15 protein-coding genes, 1 tRNA gene and 1 pseudogene are annotated in these 17,303 nt (G+C 38.6%); 2 read left to right on the plus strand and 15 right to left on the minus strand.

Annotation, left to right across the window (positions count from 1 at the left end; genetic code table 11):
* The 5 genes and pseudogenes from IM797_RS21945 to IM797_RS21965 form a co-directional block, all read right to left on the minus strand.
* Positions 1-2,220, minus strand: a pseudogene (locus IM797_RS21945) (DUF11 domain-containing protein); the annotation flags it as partial.
* A 159-nt stretch (positions 2,221-2,379) separates the two neighbouring features.
* On the minus strand, positions 2,380-3,447 hold the full coding sequence (locus tag IM797_RS21950; RefSeq protein WP_194129348.1) for a helix-turn-helix domain-containing protein: 1,068 nt from the start codon (positions 3,445-3,447) through the stop codon (positions 2,380-2,382).
* Positions 3,448-3,719: 272 nt separating this feature from the next.
* Entirely contained in the window at positions 3,720-4,814 is a 1,095-nt protein-coding gene (locus tag IM797_RS21955) for a helix-turn-helix domain-containing protein (RefSeq protein ID WP_194129349.1), read from the minus strand.
* A complete protein-coding gene (locus IM797_RS21960) occupies positions 4,811-5,548 on the minus strand; it encodes an AraC family transcriptional regulator (protein WP_194129350.1) in 738 nt (245 codons plus the stop codon). The genes IM797_RS21955 and IM797_RS21960 overlap by 4 nt, the downstream gene beginning before the upstream one ends.
* A gap of 407 nt (positions 5,549-5,955) precedes the next feature.
* Positions 5,956-6,162, minus strand: coding sequence for a hypothetical protein (locus IM797_RS21965; RefSeq protein WP_194129351.1), 207 nt, complete (start codon positions 6,160-6,162; stop codon positions 5,956-5,958).
* A gap of 396 nt (positions 6,163-6,558) precedes the next feature.
* Here IM797_RS21965 and IM797_RS21970 point away from each other — a divergent pair, with 396 nt between their 5' ends.
* Both IM797_RS21970 and IM797_RS21975 read left to right on the plus strand, forming a co-directional pair.
* Positions 6,559-7,191, plus strand: a complete 633-nt coding sequence (locus IM797_RS21970; RefSeq protein ID WP_194129352.1) for a response regulator transcription factor — start codon at positions 6,559-6,561, stop codon at positions 7,189-7,191.
* A 33-nt stretch (positions 7,192-7,224) separates the two neighbouring features.
* Positions 7,225-9,168, plus strand: coding sequence for a sensor histidine kinase (locus IM797_RS21975; protein WP_194129353.1), 1,944 nt, complete (start codon positions 7,225-7,227; stop codon positions 9,166-9,168).
* A 39-nt stretch (positions 9,169-9,207) separates the two neighbouring features.
* Here the strand turns inward: IM797_RS21975 and IM797_RS21980 are convergent, their stop codons facing one another.
* The 10 genes from IM797_RS21980 to IM797_RS22025 form a co-directional block, all read right to left on the minus strand.
* On the minus strand, positions 9,208-10,140 hold the full coding sequence (locus tag IM797_RS21980; RefSeq protein WP_228099040.1) for a TIGR01777 family oxidoreductase: 933 nt from the start codon (positions 10,138-10,140) through the stop codon (positions 9,208-9,210).
* Positions 10,141-10,148: 8 nt separating this feature from the next.
* The gene (locus IM797_RS21985; protein ID WP_194129354.1) at positions 10,149-10,964 is read right to left on the minus strand and encodes a DUF393 domain-containing protein; all 816 of its coding nucleotides are present in this window, start codon (positions 10,962-10,964) and stop codon (positions 10,149-10,151) included.
* A 79-nt stretch (positions 10,965-11,043) separates the two neighbouring features.
* Positions 11,044-11,550, minus strand: coding sequence for a GbsR/MarR family transcriptional regulator (locus tag IM797_RS21990; RefSeq protein ID WP_194129355.1), 507 nt, complete (start codon positions 11,548-11,550; stop codon positions 11,044-11,046).
* Positions 11,551-11,605: 55 nt separating this feature from the next.
* Positions 11,606-11,914, minus strand: a complete 309-nt coding sequence (locus tag IM797_RS21995; protein WP_194129356.1) for a putative quinol monooxygenase — start codon at positions 11,912-11,914, stop codon at positions 11,606-11,608.
* Positions 11,915-12,089: 175 nt separating this feature from the next.
* A tRNA-Gly gene (locus tag IM797_RS22000) sits at positions 12,090-12,162 on the minus strand.
* Positions 12,163-12,263: 101 nt separating this feature from the next.
* Positions 12,264-13,499 (minus strand): MFS transporter, encoded by a 1,236-nt coding sequence (locus IM797_RS22005; protein WP_228099042.1) that lies wholly within the window; start codon positions 13,497-13,499, stop codon positions 12,264-12,266.
* Between the two features lie 201 nt (positions 13,500-13,700).
* Complete coding sequence (locus IM797_RS22010) at positions 13,701-14,831, minus strand: MFS transporter (protein WP_194129357.1); 1,131 nt, start codon at positions 14,829-14,831, stop codon at positions 13,701-13,703.
* A gap of 67 nt (positions 14,832-14,898) precedes the next feature.
* Positions 14,899-15,498, minus strand: a complete 600-nt coding sequence (locus IM797_RS22015; RefSeq protein WP_194129358.1) for a hypothetical protein — start codon at positions 15,496-15,498, stop codon at positions 14,899-14,901.
* A gap of 106 nt (positions 15,499-15,604) precedes the next feature.
* Entirely contained in the window at positions 15,605-16,381 is a 777-nt protein-coding gene (locus IM797_RS22020) for a hypothetical protein (protein ID WP_194129359.1), read from the minus strand.
* Positions 16,382-16,440: 59 nt separating this feature from the next.
* A complete protein-coding gene (locus IM797_RS22025; protein WP_194129360.1) occupies positions 16,441-17,271 on the minus strand; it encodes a helix-turn-helix domain-containing protein in 831 nt (276 codons plus the stop codon).
* Between the last annotated feature and the right edge of the window lie 32 nt (positions 17,272-17,303).

Genomic DNA, 17,303 nt, shown 5'->3' on the forward strand with positions numbered 1-17,303 from the left:
ATTGATACTGGTTAAAGTTGCAGGTACATTATCGCTAGCGGTAACACCAGTTTTTGCAACCGCATCTGTATTCGTTAAAGTAATATTATACGTCAATACATCCCCCGGCCTAACCGTAGCAGGATTACCTACAATTGTTTTAGTTGCGGCAATTTTATTAACAAGCAATGCTGACGTATTTGCTTTTATATTATTACACGCTACACCTAATCCATTATTTGCGCATTCATAATATGGATCCGTGGGTGGAATATTAGGATCGGGATTAGTGGCATCTGGATCCGTAACATCATTAGGTCTTAATATTGTTGCATCTACAGTTATAGTACCTGGGCTAGCACTTACAGGAACCACAACAATACTGTATGTCACCGTGCAACCATTAGCTAAATCAAGTTTGGAATTATAATGGCGTTCATCTCCACTTATTAAGGGTACCGTTTCACTCGAAGCTGGGCAAGACTTAATAAATGTCGCACCCGTTATTTTAAACCCTACAGGAACATTAAAGGCAAAAGGCGCACCTGTAACATCACTTGGGCCATCATTTTTAACCACAACAGTATATGTAATACTTTCGCCCAATATGATCTGATTCTTATCCGGGGATACGCTTTCAACCTTAAGATCTGCCTTTCTCGTATCGATCTGTGTATTCAAAGTTTCCTCATCCCCTAAAATAAACGTCCAGGTATCTATAGATTTGACATCACCAAAGGTATTCGAAGTTGGGCTAGCGTTTGTTCCCCATATATGTCCATTGGTACTACTTGAGGTGCCCCCCGGGATTACAAACTGACTGGCATTTCTAGGATTAGAAGGTTTATCATTTTGGGAATATAGTGTAATGTCAGTATCATTCCAATATACTATATCAGACTCAACGGTCGTAAGATCTTCTCCAAGAAGCTGCAGTTTAATACCTTTCGGATTTATTTCTACGTCGAAATACGGAAAATGCACTTCTGCACCTTGCAACTGTATTGTCAATTTAGCCGGAGCCAATCCAGCAGGTAAGGGTAGGTTATTTCCATCTTTACCATCCCAAGAAACAGAATTATTTCCACTTTGAGCAAAACCAGATATAGTTCGAGTAACAAAATATCCGGGATCGCCAACATTTTTCGTACTGATAATATTGATGGTATAACGCCCGGAAAGATTCGCAGTAAATTTGATATTACCCCCTTTATTACTTACCTGTCCTTCAGTACCATCAACACCAAATATTTTTAGGTTTGTAACTTTGGGTTTTAGCCGTAGATTTTTAAGCCAGGTTGTTCCTCCTGGAACTGCACCGCTAGCTGTTGCAGGTAAGTCCGCAGCAGGCTTGGTATAGAACATCTTATGTGTAACATCAGTCTGAGAATCTGCAGTGCTTGGATTTTTAACTTTTCCTGAAAGAAACGTTGCTGTTGAATTATCCAGACTTTTATAAAGTGGTTCACCTGCTGTATCAAAAAAACCTTTATTGTTTACGAAAAACTCAAAACTGATTCCATTATTTCCATTATTATCAACGTAGTAAACATAACCATCTTTAGTTAATACATACATTTTACCGTAATAACAGTAGGTGTCTGAAAAATTTGCAAATATATCTAAGTTCAGTACGTTTGCATAGACCCTACCACTAATCCAATCGTCTCCCACAGCATTTGCGACAGAGACATCCCAGGCGGCAATCATGATGTGGTTACTTGCCGGCGCAAGCCAATTGCTGCTGGCTAGAGTTCCACTACTTTCTCTACCATTTTGCGTATTTGCACTTTCACCTGCAGGGGGGACAAAATCGACGCTATAAATGCCATCTCCACCTATCGGTACAGTATAATAAATGGGTAAATAGCGGTTTCCACCGGCAGCCTGACCGGGTAACCTGGGACCCGCCACTTCTTCAGCTCGATTACTAATTTTACCAGATGTAGTAAACGTAGCAGCAGATCCGTCGGGCTTAACTATTTTAATTGCAGCACTTCCAGTTCCCATTACGCTACTTGCGAATGTGATTGTTTCACCTGCCTTCGCATAAACATAGTGTCTGTTCAGATTTGCAAATGGATACGAATCGGAGCTTGTAGTACTCGATCTCAATTTAGCTCTACCGCCAACTCCCGTGGCGTATAAATCCTTAGACCCATCAGCATAACTTAATTGAGCCGCAAACAAGAAGCAGATCAATAATGATGCGAAATAATAAAATTTAGTAAAGTGTTTCATGCGATAATTTTTCTCTTTATATTACGTTATGGTTTAACCGTATTATACAAGGCGCAAATATGAATGTAGCCAACATAAGTCCGTGCTTCATCCGAACGACAAGGCGTTCATCCCACACGGATGAAACGTTTTCAATAAAATCCATCCCGAATAAAAAACTCATTTTAAACAACTTAACCTGTACTCAGAAGGCGTAAGTCCTTTTAGGGCTTTAAAATGACGGTTAAAGGAGACCTTAGAATTGAAACCACTCTTTTCAGCAATATTTTCCAGGTTATCTATGGAATTTTTCTCCAGAAGTCTGCATGCATGTTCGACTCTCAGACCGTTCACATACTCATAGAAATTCATTTTAAGTTTTACATTTAAAACCTGAGTAATGTGATGCTTGGGAACACGCATCAGCTTGGCCAACTTCAGGAGTGATAAATCCTGATAAAGATAAACTTGCTGGATGTCCATCAAATACTCCAGTTTAATTAAATAAACCTCAAGCTGAGCTTCAGCAATAGCAGATTTTTCGTATTTGCCTTCAAATGGGCTTTCTAAAACCAGGTCTACGGCCACGATTGGTTCAGGCTCCACAACATCCCTGTTTACAAAATGGTAGAACCTATTGATCACCAAAACACTGCATGCCATGCATCCGTACATCACAAGTCTGAATAAATTCGCTGGGGTATTAAAACCATCAATACCACCATTATAGTATGCACCAACGAAAGTGACCATGGTAGCAAACAACAACAATACTGTAGCAATGATTACCACAAGTTTATGCTTTTTAAACTGCTCAGCTATAGATGTAGAATTGTGTAACATCAACCAGATCATGTAAGAGCTGAAGGAAAATACTGTAAACAAAGCAAAATATCTTCCATACAAAAAAGTAGGATATTCAGGCATGTCATTAAAGACAAGCATAAAATAACCCATGCAAAATGACATAAACGGGATCGAATGGATCAATACCTTCTTTGCAGAAATCTTACCGTTCAGAATGATGTAAAAAGCAAAATATAAAAAGGGACCATACATCAATGCAAATGGAGCTAAACGATCATACACGGGATTATTCTGAAAAAAGTACGCGATGATGAGTATACACAATGCGTGAAAACCAACGTACACATTTGCACTTCTCAATAAACGATCAAAGGGCTTCTCAGATTTGGAACGATGCCAAACGCTATAATTAAAAATGGCAAGGATAATAACGATAAGCAAAGTGCACTTTAACAAGGCCATTTGCATCATAGCTTAATCGATTCAGTTGACTTTTGTTTCAAAACTTTCAGCCCCCTGTATTCCTTAAAATAGGAGCCTGCGAATAAAATAAAAATGAGCGATTTTGTTTTCATTTTGCTTTTGATAGATTTTCCGCAAAATAAACTTACACCACTTAAAAATACGCTTCATCCAAACGACAAGGCGTTCATCCCACACGGATGAATCATATCTATAAAAAATGAAAAAGAGAAAGAATTAATTTAAACCTCTTAAATCGTGTTGGTTACGCGGTAGGCTGAGGGCGTAACCCCTTTTATAGACTTAAAATGGCGGTTAAAGGAGACCTTAGAGTTAAAGCCACTCTGTTCAGCGATATTTTCCAGCGTATCAAACGAATTTTCCTTTAAAAGTATACAAGCATGCTGAACCCTAAGTCCGTTAACATACTCGTAAAAATTCATTTTTAGTTTCAAATTCAATACCTGACTAATGTGGTGTTTAGGAATACGTGTTAATTGTGCCAACTTAAGCAAGGACAAGTCCCGATGAAGATAAACCTGCTCATTATTCATTAGCTTTTCTAATTTGGATAAATAGGAATCAAATTCCGCTTCAGCTAGAACTGATTTTTCGTATCTGCCATCTAAATTGTTTACCAAACCAAAATCAGCTTCTGGAACGGGGCTTATAGCAGCATTTGACACAACCAAACTATAAAAACGATGAATGATCAGGCTGCAGCAAAACATACATCCATACATCAGGAATCTTAAGAGGCCAACTGAGGTTGTGAAATTATCAACGGCCTCATCAGAAAAGGCGCCAACAAACATAATCATAGTTGTAAACAACAAAATAATGACAGCAATGATCACAACAAGCTTATGCTGTTTAAGCTGCTGTTTTATAGGTTTGGAGTTGTAAACTATCGCCCATATACTGTAGCTCGTAAAGGATAATACTGATGCGAGCCCCAAACACTTCCCATAATACTCAACCATATCTTCTGGTAATCCAAATATAATCAGTAAGATATATCCTAAATTAAAGACAGCAAAAGGACTTGAATGCAATAATATCTTCCAAAATTCAATATTTCTGTGATGGATGATAAATAGTGCAAAATATAAAAATGGGCCGTACATTAATGAAAATGGAGCCAAACGATCGTAAAGAGGGTAAGGAAGAAAAAAGTGCTCTATAATAAACACAAATAAGGCATGAACACCAAGATATAAATTTGTAATATTTAATAACTGGTCAAATGGTGTTTTAGACTTAAAACGAAACCATAAATTCTGATTGATAGCAGTTACCGCGATTACAAGAAGTAAGGTACTTTTCAGCAAAACAGTTTGCGTCATGTACCAACGAGTTCAATGGATTCTTTATCCAGAATCCTATTGCTGATATATTCAGACGGATTAAATCCAGTAATCTCTTTAAAATATCGGTTGAATGAAGTTTTGGAATTGAAGCCACATTCATGAGCAAGTGATTCGATTTTCAGCCGCCCCCCTTCATTTTTTAACCGTTCAATGGCGTAGGTTATTCGATATTCAGCGATGAAACTATAAAAACTTTTACCAATATGAATGTTAAAAATTTCTGAAAGGTAATGTTTAGAAATCTGAAGTTCTTTGGAAAGGATTTCTAGAGAAAGGTCTGCACGCAGAAAGCACTCGGTTGATTCGAAGTACCATTTGATCTGTTTTTTGTATCCTACTGCCTGCTCCTCTCCCAACCCGGAATTGATATAATTCTGTTCAAGCTTCTTTCTAAATGAAGTCAGGCGCCTTTTTTTCATCTTCGTCATTAACGAAGCATAGGCTAGTATGAACGCAGCAATAACCCCCAGCAAACCATAGGTAAAATATCGGTAATCAAAACCCATATCTATATCCAGGGCATACCAGCAAATGAACATCATCGAAGATAATACAGCAATGATCACATAAAACCCAGAAATAATTAATAACAATTCATATTTGGGCTCCAGGCTGTCCACATCTTTCGTTCGATCTGAAATAACCAATCCTGCATAAACCATGAGGGATATTGGAACTGCATAATAAAACCCCATGTACCCGTCATGCATTGGTTTTGACCAGGAGTAACCCAACCCATTTCCGACAAACACTGCTGTAAAGAACACAGCAGACACCAGGGCTGGCAAGAAGTGAAGCTTGTTTGAATAAACTGACCGTTCATCATCCTTTAAACAATTATTCGCAAAATAGACAAAAGGCCCTAGCAACAACCATCCCGGACTCCAAAGATTATCCGAAATCTGTATACCACTTGAGAAAAACTTTACCTTATAAAAAATATTGGCTACAATGAGGCAAAATATAACAAAAATGTTAAATTGATACCCTCCAACAGGCATTCTGAGTTGAAGGGAAGTAAATCTTGATCTACTTTTATTAAACATAACAGTTCGAGCTCGTTTCAGTAATAAATTATAAAGCTAATAAAATTTAATTATAAAAAATCTGTTGCGCGTTAAAGACATTCCAGATGTGATTTCAAATGTTCTTCTCCTATTATATCCAATAATTCTGTTATGCCATAATATTTAATAGCAGTAACAATATCAATATGGAATAGTATATCTTCAACTTTTAAACCGCCAATATAAACATCCGAAAAGTGTACATTTGAAGCCGAAGCAACATGTGCAATCTCTTCATTTTTTAAAGTCAAATTCATTTTATCAAAAAAAATTAAATTTCAAATACACTGTTAATTACGTTAAGCAGATTCTGTTTCATAGTTTTTTCAATTGAATTTTTGATGAGGTTGTCCATTTATACTTTTTAAGTTTAGGACCTGAATTTATGAGAAAAAAAAACACTTCATTACAACGATAAATGGAAACTAGGCATTATAACAAGAGCATGGTATATTATTTACGCAAATAGCAATAATTTGTGATATGGTTTATTATCTATACCTAAACATAACTTATTAGAACCGTGTAGTAAAAAATGGATGTTAAAGGGTTTACATTTATTTATTAACTATGCCAATTGTAAATATTTGTTGATAATTAGTAGATATTTATAACATATCGAATTTCGTATTTTTGTTACATTAGGTAAACTTATGGAGAAAGCCAATACAATAGCCATTGTCTTCGATGACCATCTTTTATTTGCCGATTCTTTCTCGGCACTGATAGAACGCTTGGAACTTTTTAGCGCTGTTCACACACTTAATGATAAAAGGGAATTGACACATTTTCTTATCAAACACTCAAAAATAAAAATTTACCTGTTTTTGGATTATTATCTGAAAAATGAAAACGGTCTTATGCTTATCAATGAGATAAAACGTTTGAATCGACAGCTTGTAATCATTGTCATGAGTTCAACTGTTAGCCCTGTAGTAGTTACAAATATTCTGGATTACAAGCCACAGGGATTTATTTCCAAATCATCCGGATTTGATACGATAATTGAGTGCCTAACTACGATAACAAATGGGCATCAATACATATGCCCGGTAATTAGTAAAATTGTTGATCATACAGATAACTCAACAAAAACACCACTTACAGCACGGGAACTGGAAATTCTACAGTACTTTGCGCAAGGATTATCCATCGCCCACACTGCCGAAAAAGCATATCTCAGCAAACATACGATTGTAGCGCATCGGCGCAACATGATGGCTAAGGTAAACGTAAATTCCATTACTGAGTTATTGTTATATGCACGCGAACAGGAATTAATCTAAACATGATCTGAAAAAATCTATACGATAAACCTAATGAAAAACAAATTTTGCCTCTTGTCAGGCAATATAGCTCTCCTTTTCTTATTTTTTCTCCTCGTCAGCAAAACTACTACGGGACAATCAACAGTCCGGGCAAGAAAGGAATTTGAAAAGCTGGCCAAGGCCTACCATACAAACCTCATTTCTGCAGACAAATATCTGGACAGTACCTATTCGTTAACACAACAACTGGTAAGTGAAGGAACCGAATTTAAAACGCAGGAATTGGTAGGTCTCCTTAGTTTGTATAAAGATATTGCCTGGGGGAAAAAGGAGTACGGACGTCCACGAGTAAAGTACTACAGGGCACTGGTTGATAATGCAGAGATATTCGGACAAACAGGTGCGGCTATGTATTATAATGAAAAACTAGCCCAGGAAATGGCGAAAAACGGCAAAATACGACCTTTGTTGGGAGACGTCTTTAAAATCAAGGCTTTCAATGAGCAAAGTTTATACGATAAAGTGATCTCCACGTATAAGGATAAAGAAGGATACATCAAGCATTTGCCGGAACAGTTGCGGAATAATAAAACAGACAATGTCAATGGAATGTATGCTATAGACATCTTAGCTGTGGCCATCGAAGCCTATATAAAGACCAGAGATACAGCGGCTGTTTATCGAACAGCCCTACTCGCGGATCAAATCGGCAATGCACTCAGAAGAAAATACCCAATAAACAGGCAGCACATGCTTTACAATGACTTTTATGCCCTGACCAGACATCACGACATTGCTCTTCTTGAGCATAACCAAATCAAAGTAGGATTATTACTGGATAGTATACAAACACTAAAAACCACATATGACGACCAGCCTATAACTTTTATAGAAGTACCCCTTTACCAAATGAAGACAGACCACTTCCTCATTTTAAAAAACCTGGATAGCGTCCGATCTTATATCGAAAAACTCGCATCACTTCCCAATTTTTTTAAAAGTCAGCAACCGATACTTGATGAATACAAAGCCCAACTACAGGCTATACAAGGTAATTTTCAAGGGGGCTATACATCGTTAACCAGCGCACTTGCACACGAGCGAAAAGCAAAATCGGTATTGATGGCAGAGATGGACTCTTTGCTATACGCCCATACCGTAGCTGAAAACACGAAGACTGAACTCAGGAAGTCAGAAGAAGTCAAACAACTAAGAACCAATTTGTTAGTACTCATTTCAATTGCAGCCTCTATTTTTATACTAACGATCTACCTGGTTATGATATATCGAAGCAGAAAGGCAAGTAAACAGATCGAAGCACTCAACAATGTAGCCAATATGCAAATCATCGCAATGGAAGAAGCAAAACACCAGGCAGTAAGAGAAGAACAGCAGCGGCTTGGACAAGACCTCCATGATGGTCTTTCTTCATCTATTGCCGCCATTAGGCATCAATTGGAGGTGTTATCGATGGATATCAATGATATCGCCCTGAAAAACAAATTAAATATGCTCCAACACGAAACGGAGAATGCCTATAAAGCGGCCCGAAACAAAAGCCATGAATGGTTTAGTGCCGGAGATGAACAACAAGAAGAGTCATTTGAAAAGCAGATTAAACTACTTACAGACAGTTCCCTGCCTGATAGTCGCTACGACAAAACTATCCACATCGACGATAGCGCTTTGAAATGTGTCGATATGGATACGCGAATAGCAATACTCCGGATCATCCAGGAGGCTGTCACCAATATCATCAAACATGCCAGGGCTAAACATGTAGAAATCTTGATTTATGAGGAAGAAGATACCCTCCTATTGACCATAAATGACGACGGGATAGGGTTAGATGAAAAGAGATCCAGAAAAGGAAAATCAGCTATGGGGTTACAATCCATCCGCCGCCGCGTTCAATCTCTTAACGGCGACACTAAGATACATTCAGATGTAAAAGGAACCGAAATAATCGTATCTATTCCATTGGTACACCCATAATTTAGTATTGACTATCAGAGGCATACTTACCTAAATCCATCAGCTTATAATGCTTATAATATCCTTGATGGCGTGCTCAACTTGCACAAACATAAATTGAAATCCGGCCTGTTGCAGTCGTTTAGGCAATACCCACCTGCTTTTTAAGATCAACTCGGGTTCAGTTCCAATAATCTTTGCACCCAAGGCGAGTAAAAAGGTAGGCGTTGGCAATCCGAACGGCATCCCATAGGCATGCCGCATCAATTTCATCAATGTGATATTTCTTAATGGCTCCGGTGCTGTACAATTGACTATCCCATTGATCTCTTCGTGATTCAATAAGAATTCCGTACATTTTGCGGCATCTTGCTCATGTATCCAGGAAACATACTGCATCCCATCACCTTGTTTTCCGCCTAAACCAAATTTCACCAGGTTCAGTAATCGTGGAAAAGCACCGTCATGCCGTCCGAAAACAATGCCCATTCGGAGCGCAATTTTACGGGTATGAGGTGTTTTGGTATGAAAGAAGCTGTTCTCCCATTGTTTACAAACCTCGATAGAAAATCCATATCCGATATCACCAAGGTCTTCGTCCTGGGCCCGGTCTTCTGCATGGCGGTAAATCGTTGCAGAGGTAACATTAATCCAAAGCAAAGGTGGATGTTTCAATTTGGTAATGGCTTTTCCTAAAAGCTGGGTTGGAATCACTCTCGAGCTGATAATTGCTACTTTATTTTTAGGTGTATAACGACAATTGACATTTTTGCCACATAAGTTAATCAGCAGATCCGCTCCTTCCAATTCAGAGACCCAATCCCCTTCCTCAACAGCATTCCAAACCACTGTTTTGATGCGATCGTCAACATCCGCAGCTTTTTTCCTGCTCAGTATAATGACTTCTGTAGCCAGGCTTTTATAATATTGTGCCAATACCTGGCCAAGGTAACCATTACCTCCGGCCAGCACTATTTTATTGTATTTCATCATGAAAGTATTTATAGAATACAGAAAAGAACGATCAATCGATACAGCACCCAGGTTAAAGTTAAGGTCCAGCCAATTTTAAGCAGTTTACTGCGTCGGATGTGCTCTAAACACATTAAGCCTGCAACAAGCATAAACCAGATGAGGTAACAGATTGGATTTATCTGAATCCAGGTAGCCAGGATTAATCCTGGCAGTAGCAACAATGCACCAGCAAAAGAGATGGTCATCATATTACCCAGGTAAGCCCATCTTTTTTCAGCGTTTACCAAGCTAATGACAATTCCTTGAAACACAATCTGCCCACCACAAATCAGATATTCCCGGTATGCATTTCCTGTAGGTAAATAGTTACCAAATAGCTGCGTGTATTTAGAAAGAATAGCCGCGGTGACTATCCATGTAAACAACAAATAAGCTAACCTATATTGCAACTTAAAGCTAGGCTGAATTTCAAAACTACTTTCGGCAAGACTGGCGGGTATTATGACACGTCTGTTGTAGGAAATAAAGGCATAAAGCTTAGTCATCAACCAGGTAAAAAACAGGTTGGCGAACAAAGGTTTGAATACAGGATAGGCTACTGCCAATACTTTGAAAAGACTTTGCACACCGTAGGTTACCTCACCTGTTTCCTGGTTAATCAAAGCAATTTCATTTGCAGCACGCTGCCTGTCCAGCATCGGACAAGCCTGGGCCGGGATTTCCTGATAAGCTGCCCTCCCCTTCACATCCAGCATACCCGTTGAAACAAACAATTGCGTATATACTTTGCACATTGGACATTCGGCGTCAAATAAGATCTGGTGGTTTTTTAGCGTATTCATGGTTTAAAATGTGACTTGGTACTATTTATTATTATTGTATTTTCAATAAAAACTGAAACATATAGCGATAAAAAAAATCTTACTTGAAGATTTTAAAAATAGAGCCCCAAAACCAGTTCTCTTCAGCTTTAAGCATGGTATCTAAAGTTTTATCCACATTTTTCGCTAATTTATTGATATCGGTAACAGACTTATTAAAGGTTTTAAATTCTGGATCATTGAGATCACCTTCCACTTTAGTCAGTTCGCCAAGAATCTTCAATACAGGATCCAGTTCTCTCTTTCTACGTTCCTTAGCGACTTGCCTGGCAATGTTCCAGGTGTCCTTATCTGCAAAAAAATATTCCTTGCGTTCACCAGCTTTGTGCTGCTTTTCAATTAAGCCCCAGCTGATGAGATCCCGCAAGGTCATGTTTGCATTACCCCTGGATATGTTTAATGTATCCATCACCTCCTCTGTAGTTAAAGCCTCAGGCGAGATTAATAAAAGTGCATGAACCTGTGCCATAGTACGATTAATGCCCCATTCAGAACCCAACTTACCCCATGCCTCAATAAACTTTAGTTTTGCCTGTGCTAATTCCATGCACAAATGTAATATAATAAATTAAACTTTCAATAATTATTGAAAGTTTAATTTATTATAATCCAAATCCGCCCAGGACATCCAATTCCCGACCTCTTTTGGGCTGGCCCTCCAGAATAGGTAAAGCCTGCAGTACCAAATCGGCTACCCCCTCGGTTTTAAGTGAATTGTCATGATCTTCTTTGCTGTCCCAGAATTCTGTGATCCTGAAACAATCTTTTTCATCCTTAACTGTACTAATGATATACATTCTACAGCCCTTAGTAGCAGATACTAATTTAGATGCCTGTAATAATATTTCGCCCAGCTTTTCGCCATTACCCGGAGTAGCTTTCAGCTTTCCCTGAAGTCCGTATTTACTCATTTATATTTGGTTTTATTGATATGTCTTCACATAGAACACAAAACTAAGATACAAATTTCTATTTCTTTATTGGCTGGATTTCGTAACATTTAGAATAGGCAGATACATAGAAACTGAATTAAAACCATACCTGGATTTAAAAAAGTAATATCCGGAAGTTTGAGGGGAAAAAATGAGCGAAAGACGAGATTCGAACTCGCGACCCCGACCTTGGCAAGGTCGTGCTCTACCAACTGAGCTACTTTCGCTTATATTTGACACGAAGATAGCTTTAGTTTTCATTTTTCCCAGCGCTAAATTTACCGTAGGGCCAAATCAACTGAATTTCAGCGGATAAATTTTTAATTTCTTAGTCCATTTCTTCAACCGCTGTTCCATTTTTTCGATTCATTTTAAAAATAGCAAACATCACCCCTACCGACAACAGGATCAAAATTAAATAACTATAGCTCAAATTACGTTCGTCACTTGCAGGTACGATGCTCACAATCCCATAACTCAGGAAAGAAACAATCACATAGGTGAAGCCACCTGTAAGTCCACCGGCAATACCCGCATTTTTAGGAAATTTACTCAAACAAAAAGTGAAATAATTGTTAAACGTATAACCTGCACCAATATGAATGATGAAAGCAAAAAAGATCAAGGAATATAAATTGCTGACGAAATTCAGACTGCCAATCATTAAAGCTACAAAAACGAGCTGGATGAACACGTTAATCACCAATCGTTTAAAAAATGGCCTGTTGATGGTAGCCTTGCCAATAAAACCGCCAACCATCCAGGCAAACCCCAATACCAATGAGCTGTAACCAGCAATCACCGGCGAGAGGTGTAAATGATGTTCAATGACAAATGGACCGGTCATGTTATAGGTCATAACCATACAATAGGCCAATCCCAACATTACAATCCCCAGCGTAAAACTTGTCGTTTTCATCATGTCGATATAGATATTGACAATTTTCCTGAAACTAAATTCGGTAAAATGCACCAACGTTTCTCCGCTAAACAACCATTCCAAAATGGCCAGCACCAGGGCAAAACCGGCAAGAAAATAAAAGTTAGATTCCCAGCCGAATACAGTTTGAAGATACCCACCAATAAAAGGTGCGATGATGGGACCGGTTGACCAAATGATCGAGAATAAACTTAAATAATGTTTGAGCTTATCGCCACTAAATACATCTACAAAATAAGCCCTTTTGGCAACTACAATCGCTCCGACCGTCAAACCATGTATAATCCGCATCACATAAATGATGTAAATGTTATGCGTTGTTGCAATGGCAATACTGGCTAAGGCAAAAATGATCAGAGAGATCAGACAAATTTTATACCGGCCAAAACTATCCAGTACACTCCCAATAAACAATTGCGAAACGCCATAGCTGATTAAAAAGATACTTAAAGTCAACTGAACCTGGACACTGCTCACGCTCATTTCACCAGCCATGGTAGGCAGAGATGGAATATAAATATCAGTAGCAAAACCAGATAAGGGAATTAATGCAAATGCCAAAATGGTTGCAATACCCTGGTTTTCCGTTTTTATGGATTTTGTTTTAGTCGTAATCGTCATCATATCTGATGCAAAATTAAGTTTTTAGTCACAACCGCAGGTTACAATCTCCAAACCAAGACTTATAAAATTCAAACAAAACAGTTAATACAAAAACACAAAAAATAGATAAATAAGCTCTAAACGATTTAAACATAGAAATCGAAAAATTAAAATTTACATTATTCAAACAAAATAAATTGAAATCTGCTGGAGGATGAATTGCTAAATCCTGGCTCTTGTTGATAAGATTACCACACAGGACCCCATGAGTGCAATAAAGACAAAGGCAATACGCAATGTAAAGGCACCTGATAAAAAGCCGATAACAGGTGGTCCGATTAAAAACCCGATGAAACTGATGGTAGATACCGCGGCAATCGAGGCTCCCGGGGACATGGTAGTCGATTTACCAGCTGCACTGTAAACCATGGGCACAACAGAAGAAACTCCTGCCCCTACCAACATAAACCCCATAATTGCTGTCGGCAGTGCAGGAAAAATCACGGCTATAAGCAAACCTATTGCGCTTAAAGTACCACTAACCTGCAGGGTTCTTTTTAATCCGAAACGTGCTGCAAATTTATCCGCAACAAAGCGACCCAGCGCCATGGTACACATAAAAGCAGTGTATCCGGCTGCCATCCAACCTTTTTCAGCCAGCACAATTTTCTTAAAGTAAATGACACTCCAGTCGAACATTGCACCTTCACAGATCATAGAACAAAAAGCAATCAGTCCGAGTGTAATCAATGATTTGTCCGGGATCGCAAAGGCAGAACCCGTATGTACAGGTTTACGGTCATTGTGCAAATACCGCCAGCATACTACAACAGAAATTACAGTAACTATCGCAATAAATATAAAGTGTGGCGCCGGCAGAATATTTTTACCGATCATGAAAGTACCAATACCTGCTCCGATAAACCCGGCTAAGCTCCATACACCATGAAAAGAAGCCATAATCGGCTTGCTATATAAACTTTCGGTAGCTACGGCCTGTGTGTTTACTGCGATATTAACAGCATTGCTCGCCAGCCCGAAACCGACTAAACAAATTACCAATTGATAAATTTCTGTAACCATACCTAGTGTGATGAGCATCAAACCATACATCACCAAGGCAGCAGCCAAAAGCCGCCGACTACCAATTTTGGTTACAGTCCAGCCCGATAAGGGTAAAGAAAGCATTAGCCCTACCGGTAAAGCAAATAACACTGCGCCAAGACCAGCATCTGATAAGGCCAATTTTTGTTGTATGGTCGCTATACGCGATGCCCAGCTGGAAAAACACAAGCCAGCCATAAAAAACATCGCAGCCACTGCGCCCCGGGTTATTTTTGGTGCGTAGCTCATCTATAGAAAAACAAATCCATCATCTGGCAAAGATGGGATTTTTATTGCTTAAAGCCATCTTTGGACGCTACATCGTAGGACTAATCGGCAACGGTTCAGTAACTTTCCACAGACGCTTCGTTTTATCTTCTACCAGACTTTTGATCGGTGTCTTTTTAGCCTCTGCCTTATTGGTATTCCAAACTATGGTAAATATGGTTTCCTTTTTGTCCTTGTCATCAATAAATATGATTTTTTTGGACTTCTTAGGATATTTTCCATCGTAATGGTATTTGCCATCCCGATATTCCGTTTCAATTAATCGGGCCATCACCACGTAACCTTCCTTAGCTTTCAAAGAATCTTGTGTATAGTTTGCCGGATACATTGCATTATTAATATTGATGCGGCCTCCACCATACCCACCCGGATTGAAATATATTTCCTGTACAATAAACGCAGAATCTGTTTTCAGATAAACGGGATCTGTTTTAAAAGCAACGTATAACTTTTCCAAGGGGTTTTCTTCCAATTCCTGCAATTCGCTCCAACTCGGCATTATTGGTGGCGGTGGGGGCACCTTGATCCGGGGTGGTGGCAAAGGTGCCTTCACTGGTTTCTTACTTTGCGCCTGCAGTTGGCCCGTCACCAGCAGTGCACAACTCAAAATGAACAGAACTTTATACATTTTCGCCATAGGTTTATCGTGTTATTTTTATTTCATACTCAAAAAGAGTACCGAACATATCAACAACCAGATAAAAATCAATTAACAGTGAAATGTCAATCGCTGCTTAAAACTTGATGGAAAGGCTTTCAGTAATCAGGCTAGCATTTTTATAATATTCAAAAACCCAATTGTTGTCTTTTTTAAATACAATTCCTTTTGCTGTACCATTATCTCCGATAAAATAATCCGCTGCAGAAGTCTTAAATAAGGACAGTACAATTTTTGGTGTATTGTCGATCAACTGAAAACCGGTACCTGTGGGTTGCGCATACAAAGTACCAGAAGCTACATTTGCTGTAGCCTGGGCAGGCACTGCTGTGATCACCGTGGCCGCTGTTGTCGTTGCATTAACTGCTGCCGCAACAGGTGTAGCAACCGGCTGAACAGGTGTAACCGTCGTAGCTACTGGTGGCGTTCCCCGAGTAATTTCATCTATAGAACCTACAGCGTCCATTAAAGCCAATGTAAAGGCTGGCTTGTATTCCTTTTCCCGGCTTTTACCTTCTTTACTTTTAACAATGATATTTCCTTTACAATCCTTCAGTACCAGTGTAAGATTGGTGCTAAACATGCTGTTTTTTTCCAATACCTCTGCACTTAAGGCCAGGCATTTATTATTGGCAATTTCAGTCGGTAAATTGGCATCATCCAGATACGCGATATAACCTTTATCTTCTAAAAGACTTTTAAGCCTGATATTTAAATTATATTGATTCTTCTCTTTCAGAAAGCCGAACTTTTCGGGTACCAGTACATATTTATAATTGGGAACCGGAATTGTGTTTTGGGCAAAACCAGAAAAAGAGAGTAGCAAAAGGAATAAAGAAAGGTACTTTTTCATATCGTATGTAATTAGCTATATACAAATATAGTTTTTTACTGAATAAATAGAAGCAGCGTTCAGGATGTTTGAAATCTTAGGTACTCCAGTGGCGTCTTGCCAGTATAGCCTTTAAAGTCTTTCAGAAAATGGTTTGAATCATAATAGCCATTTGATAACGCAATTCGCATCAAATCGACTTCCTCATCCCGGACCAATTCAAGATATGCATGGATAAAACGTTGGAGTTGGATGTACACTTTAGGCATGAATCCGATGTGCTGTGCAAAACTCCGTTCCAGCCATTTGTAATTTACACCGATGTCATTGGTCACATTGCGCACGGTACTTTGGCCTTTAATTTTATGGATATAATCTAATGTTTGATGAAGGGCCTCAGGTGTACAGTGCGCACTGAAAGTCGTATAAATATATTCTTCTAGAAATGCAGTCTTTTCTTCAATCGTATTGCATTTAAAAAAAGAGCTCATACTAAAATCACTGCATTTGGCAATAGACTCGAATGGCACAATCGGTTTGTGTTTAAAATGATGTGCATCTAAACCAAATAATGGATAAAAACTACCAGGATAAAAACGGACGATATATACCTGATTTATACTGGCATTGTATTTTATGTACACATTTTTAATTGCACCCGCACTTGCCCATCCTCCTTTAATTTCGAATGTTTTATTTTCTGCCAAAACTGACACTGTATCATCCGCTTCAGGCAAAAACACAAGCACAGGAAAACCATCATTAAATATAAGGTGAGTATCCTGCTTTTGATCTCTGGAGAAAACGTAGAATCCCTCAACAACAGATTCAACTACTTTTGAAGGATTAACTCTATAACCTTCCTCACTAAAATCCCCTAATTGTATCTTCTCCAGATAGTTTATCGGCATGTCACAAAATTAAGGGAAATATTCATGATCAA

This window comes from Pedobacter sp. MC2016-24 (assembly GCF_015223055.1).
Classification (GTDB): domain Bacteria; phylum Bacteroidota; class Bacteroidia; order Sphingobacteriales; family Sphingobacteriaceae; genus Pedobacter.

Bases quoted from the DNA above. Each gene is read 5' to 3' on its own strand.
- IM797_RS21955 (WP_194129349.1), bottom strand. From the start codon at position 4,814: ATGACGCAAACTGTTTTGCTGAAAAGTACCTTACTTCTTGTAATCGCG.
- IM797_RS21960 (WP_194129350.1), bottom strand. From the start codon at position 5,548: ATGCATGACGGGTACATGGGGTTTTATTATGCAGTTCCAATATCCCTC.
- IM797_RS21965 (WP_194129351.1), bottom strand. From the start codon at position 6,162: ATGAATTTGACTTTAAAAAATGAAGAGATTGCACATGTTGCTTCGGCT.
- IM797_RS21970 (WP_194129352.1), top strand. From the start codon at position 6,559: ATGGAGAAAGCCAATACAATAGCCATTGTCTTCGATGACCATCTTTTA.
- IM797_RS21975 (WP_194129353.1), top strand. From the start codon at position 7,225: ATGAAAAACAAATTTTGCCTCTTGTCAGGCAATATAGCTCTCCTTTTC.
- IM797_RS21980 (WP_228099040.1), bottom strand. From the start codon at position 10,140: ATGATGAAATACAATAAAATAGTGCTGGCCGGAGGTAATGGTTACCTT.
- IM797_RS21985 (WP_194129354.1), bottom strand. From the start codon at position 10,964: ATGAATACGCTAAAAAACCACCAGATCTTATTTGACGCCGAATGTCCA.
- IM797_RS21990 (WP_194129355.1), bottom strand. From the start codon at position 11,550: ATGGAATTAGCACAGGCAAAACTAAAGTTTATTGAGGCATGGGGTAAG.
- IM797_RS21995 (WP_194129356.1), bottom strand. From the start codon at position 11,914: ATGAGTAAATACGGACTTCAGGGAAAGCTGAAAGCTACTCCGGGTAAT.
- IM797_RS22005 (WP_228099042.1), bottom strand. From the start codon at position 13,499: ATGATGACGATTACGACTAAAACAAAATCCATAAAAACGGAAAACCAG.
- IM797_RS22010 (WP_194129357.1), bottom strand. From the start codon at position 14,831: ATGAGCTACGCACCAAAAATAACCCGGGGCGCAGTGGCTGCGATGTTT.
- IM797_RS22015 (WP_194129358.1), bottom strand. From the start codon at position 15,498: ATGTATAAAGTTCTGTTCATTTTGAGTTGTGCACTGCTGGTGACGGGC.
- IM797_RS22020 (WP_194129359.1), bottom strand. From the start codon at position 16,381: ATGAAAAAGTACCTTTCTTTATTCCTTTTGCTACTCTCTTTTTCTGGT.
- IM797_RS22025 (WP_194129360.1), bottom strand. From the start codon at position 17,271: ATGCCGATAAACTATCTGGAGAAGATACAATTAGGGGATTTTAGTGAG.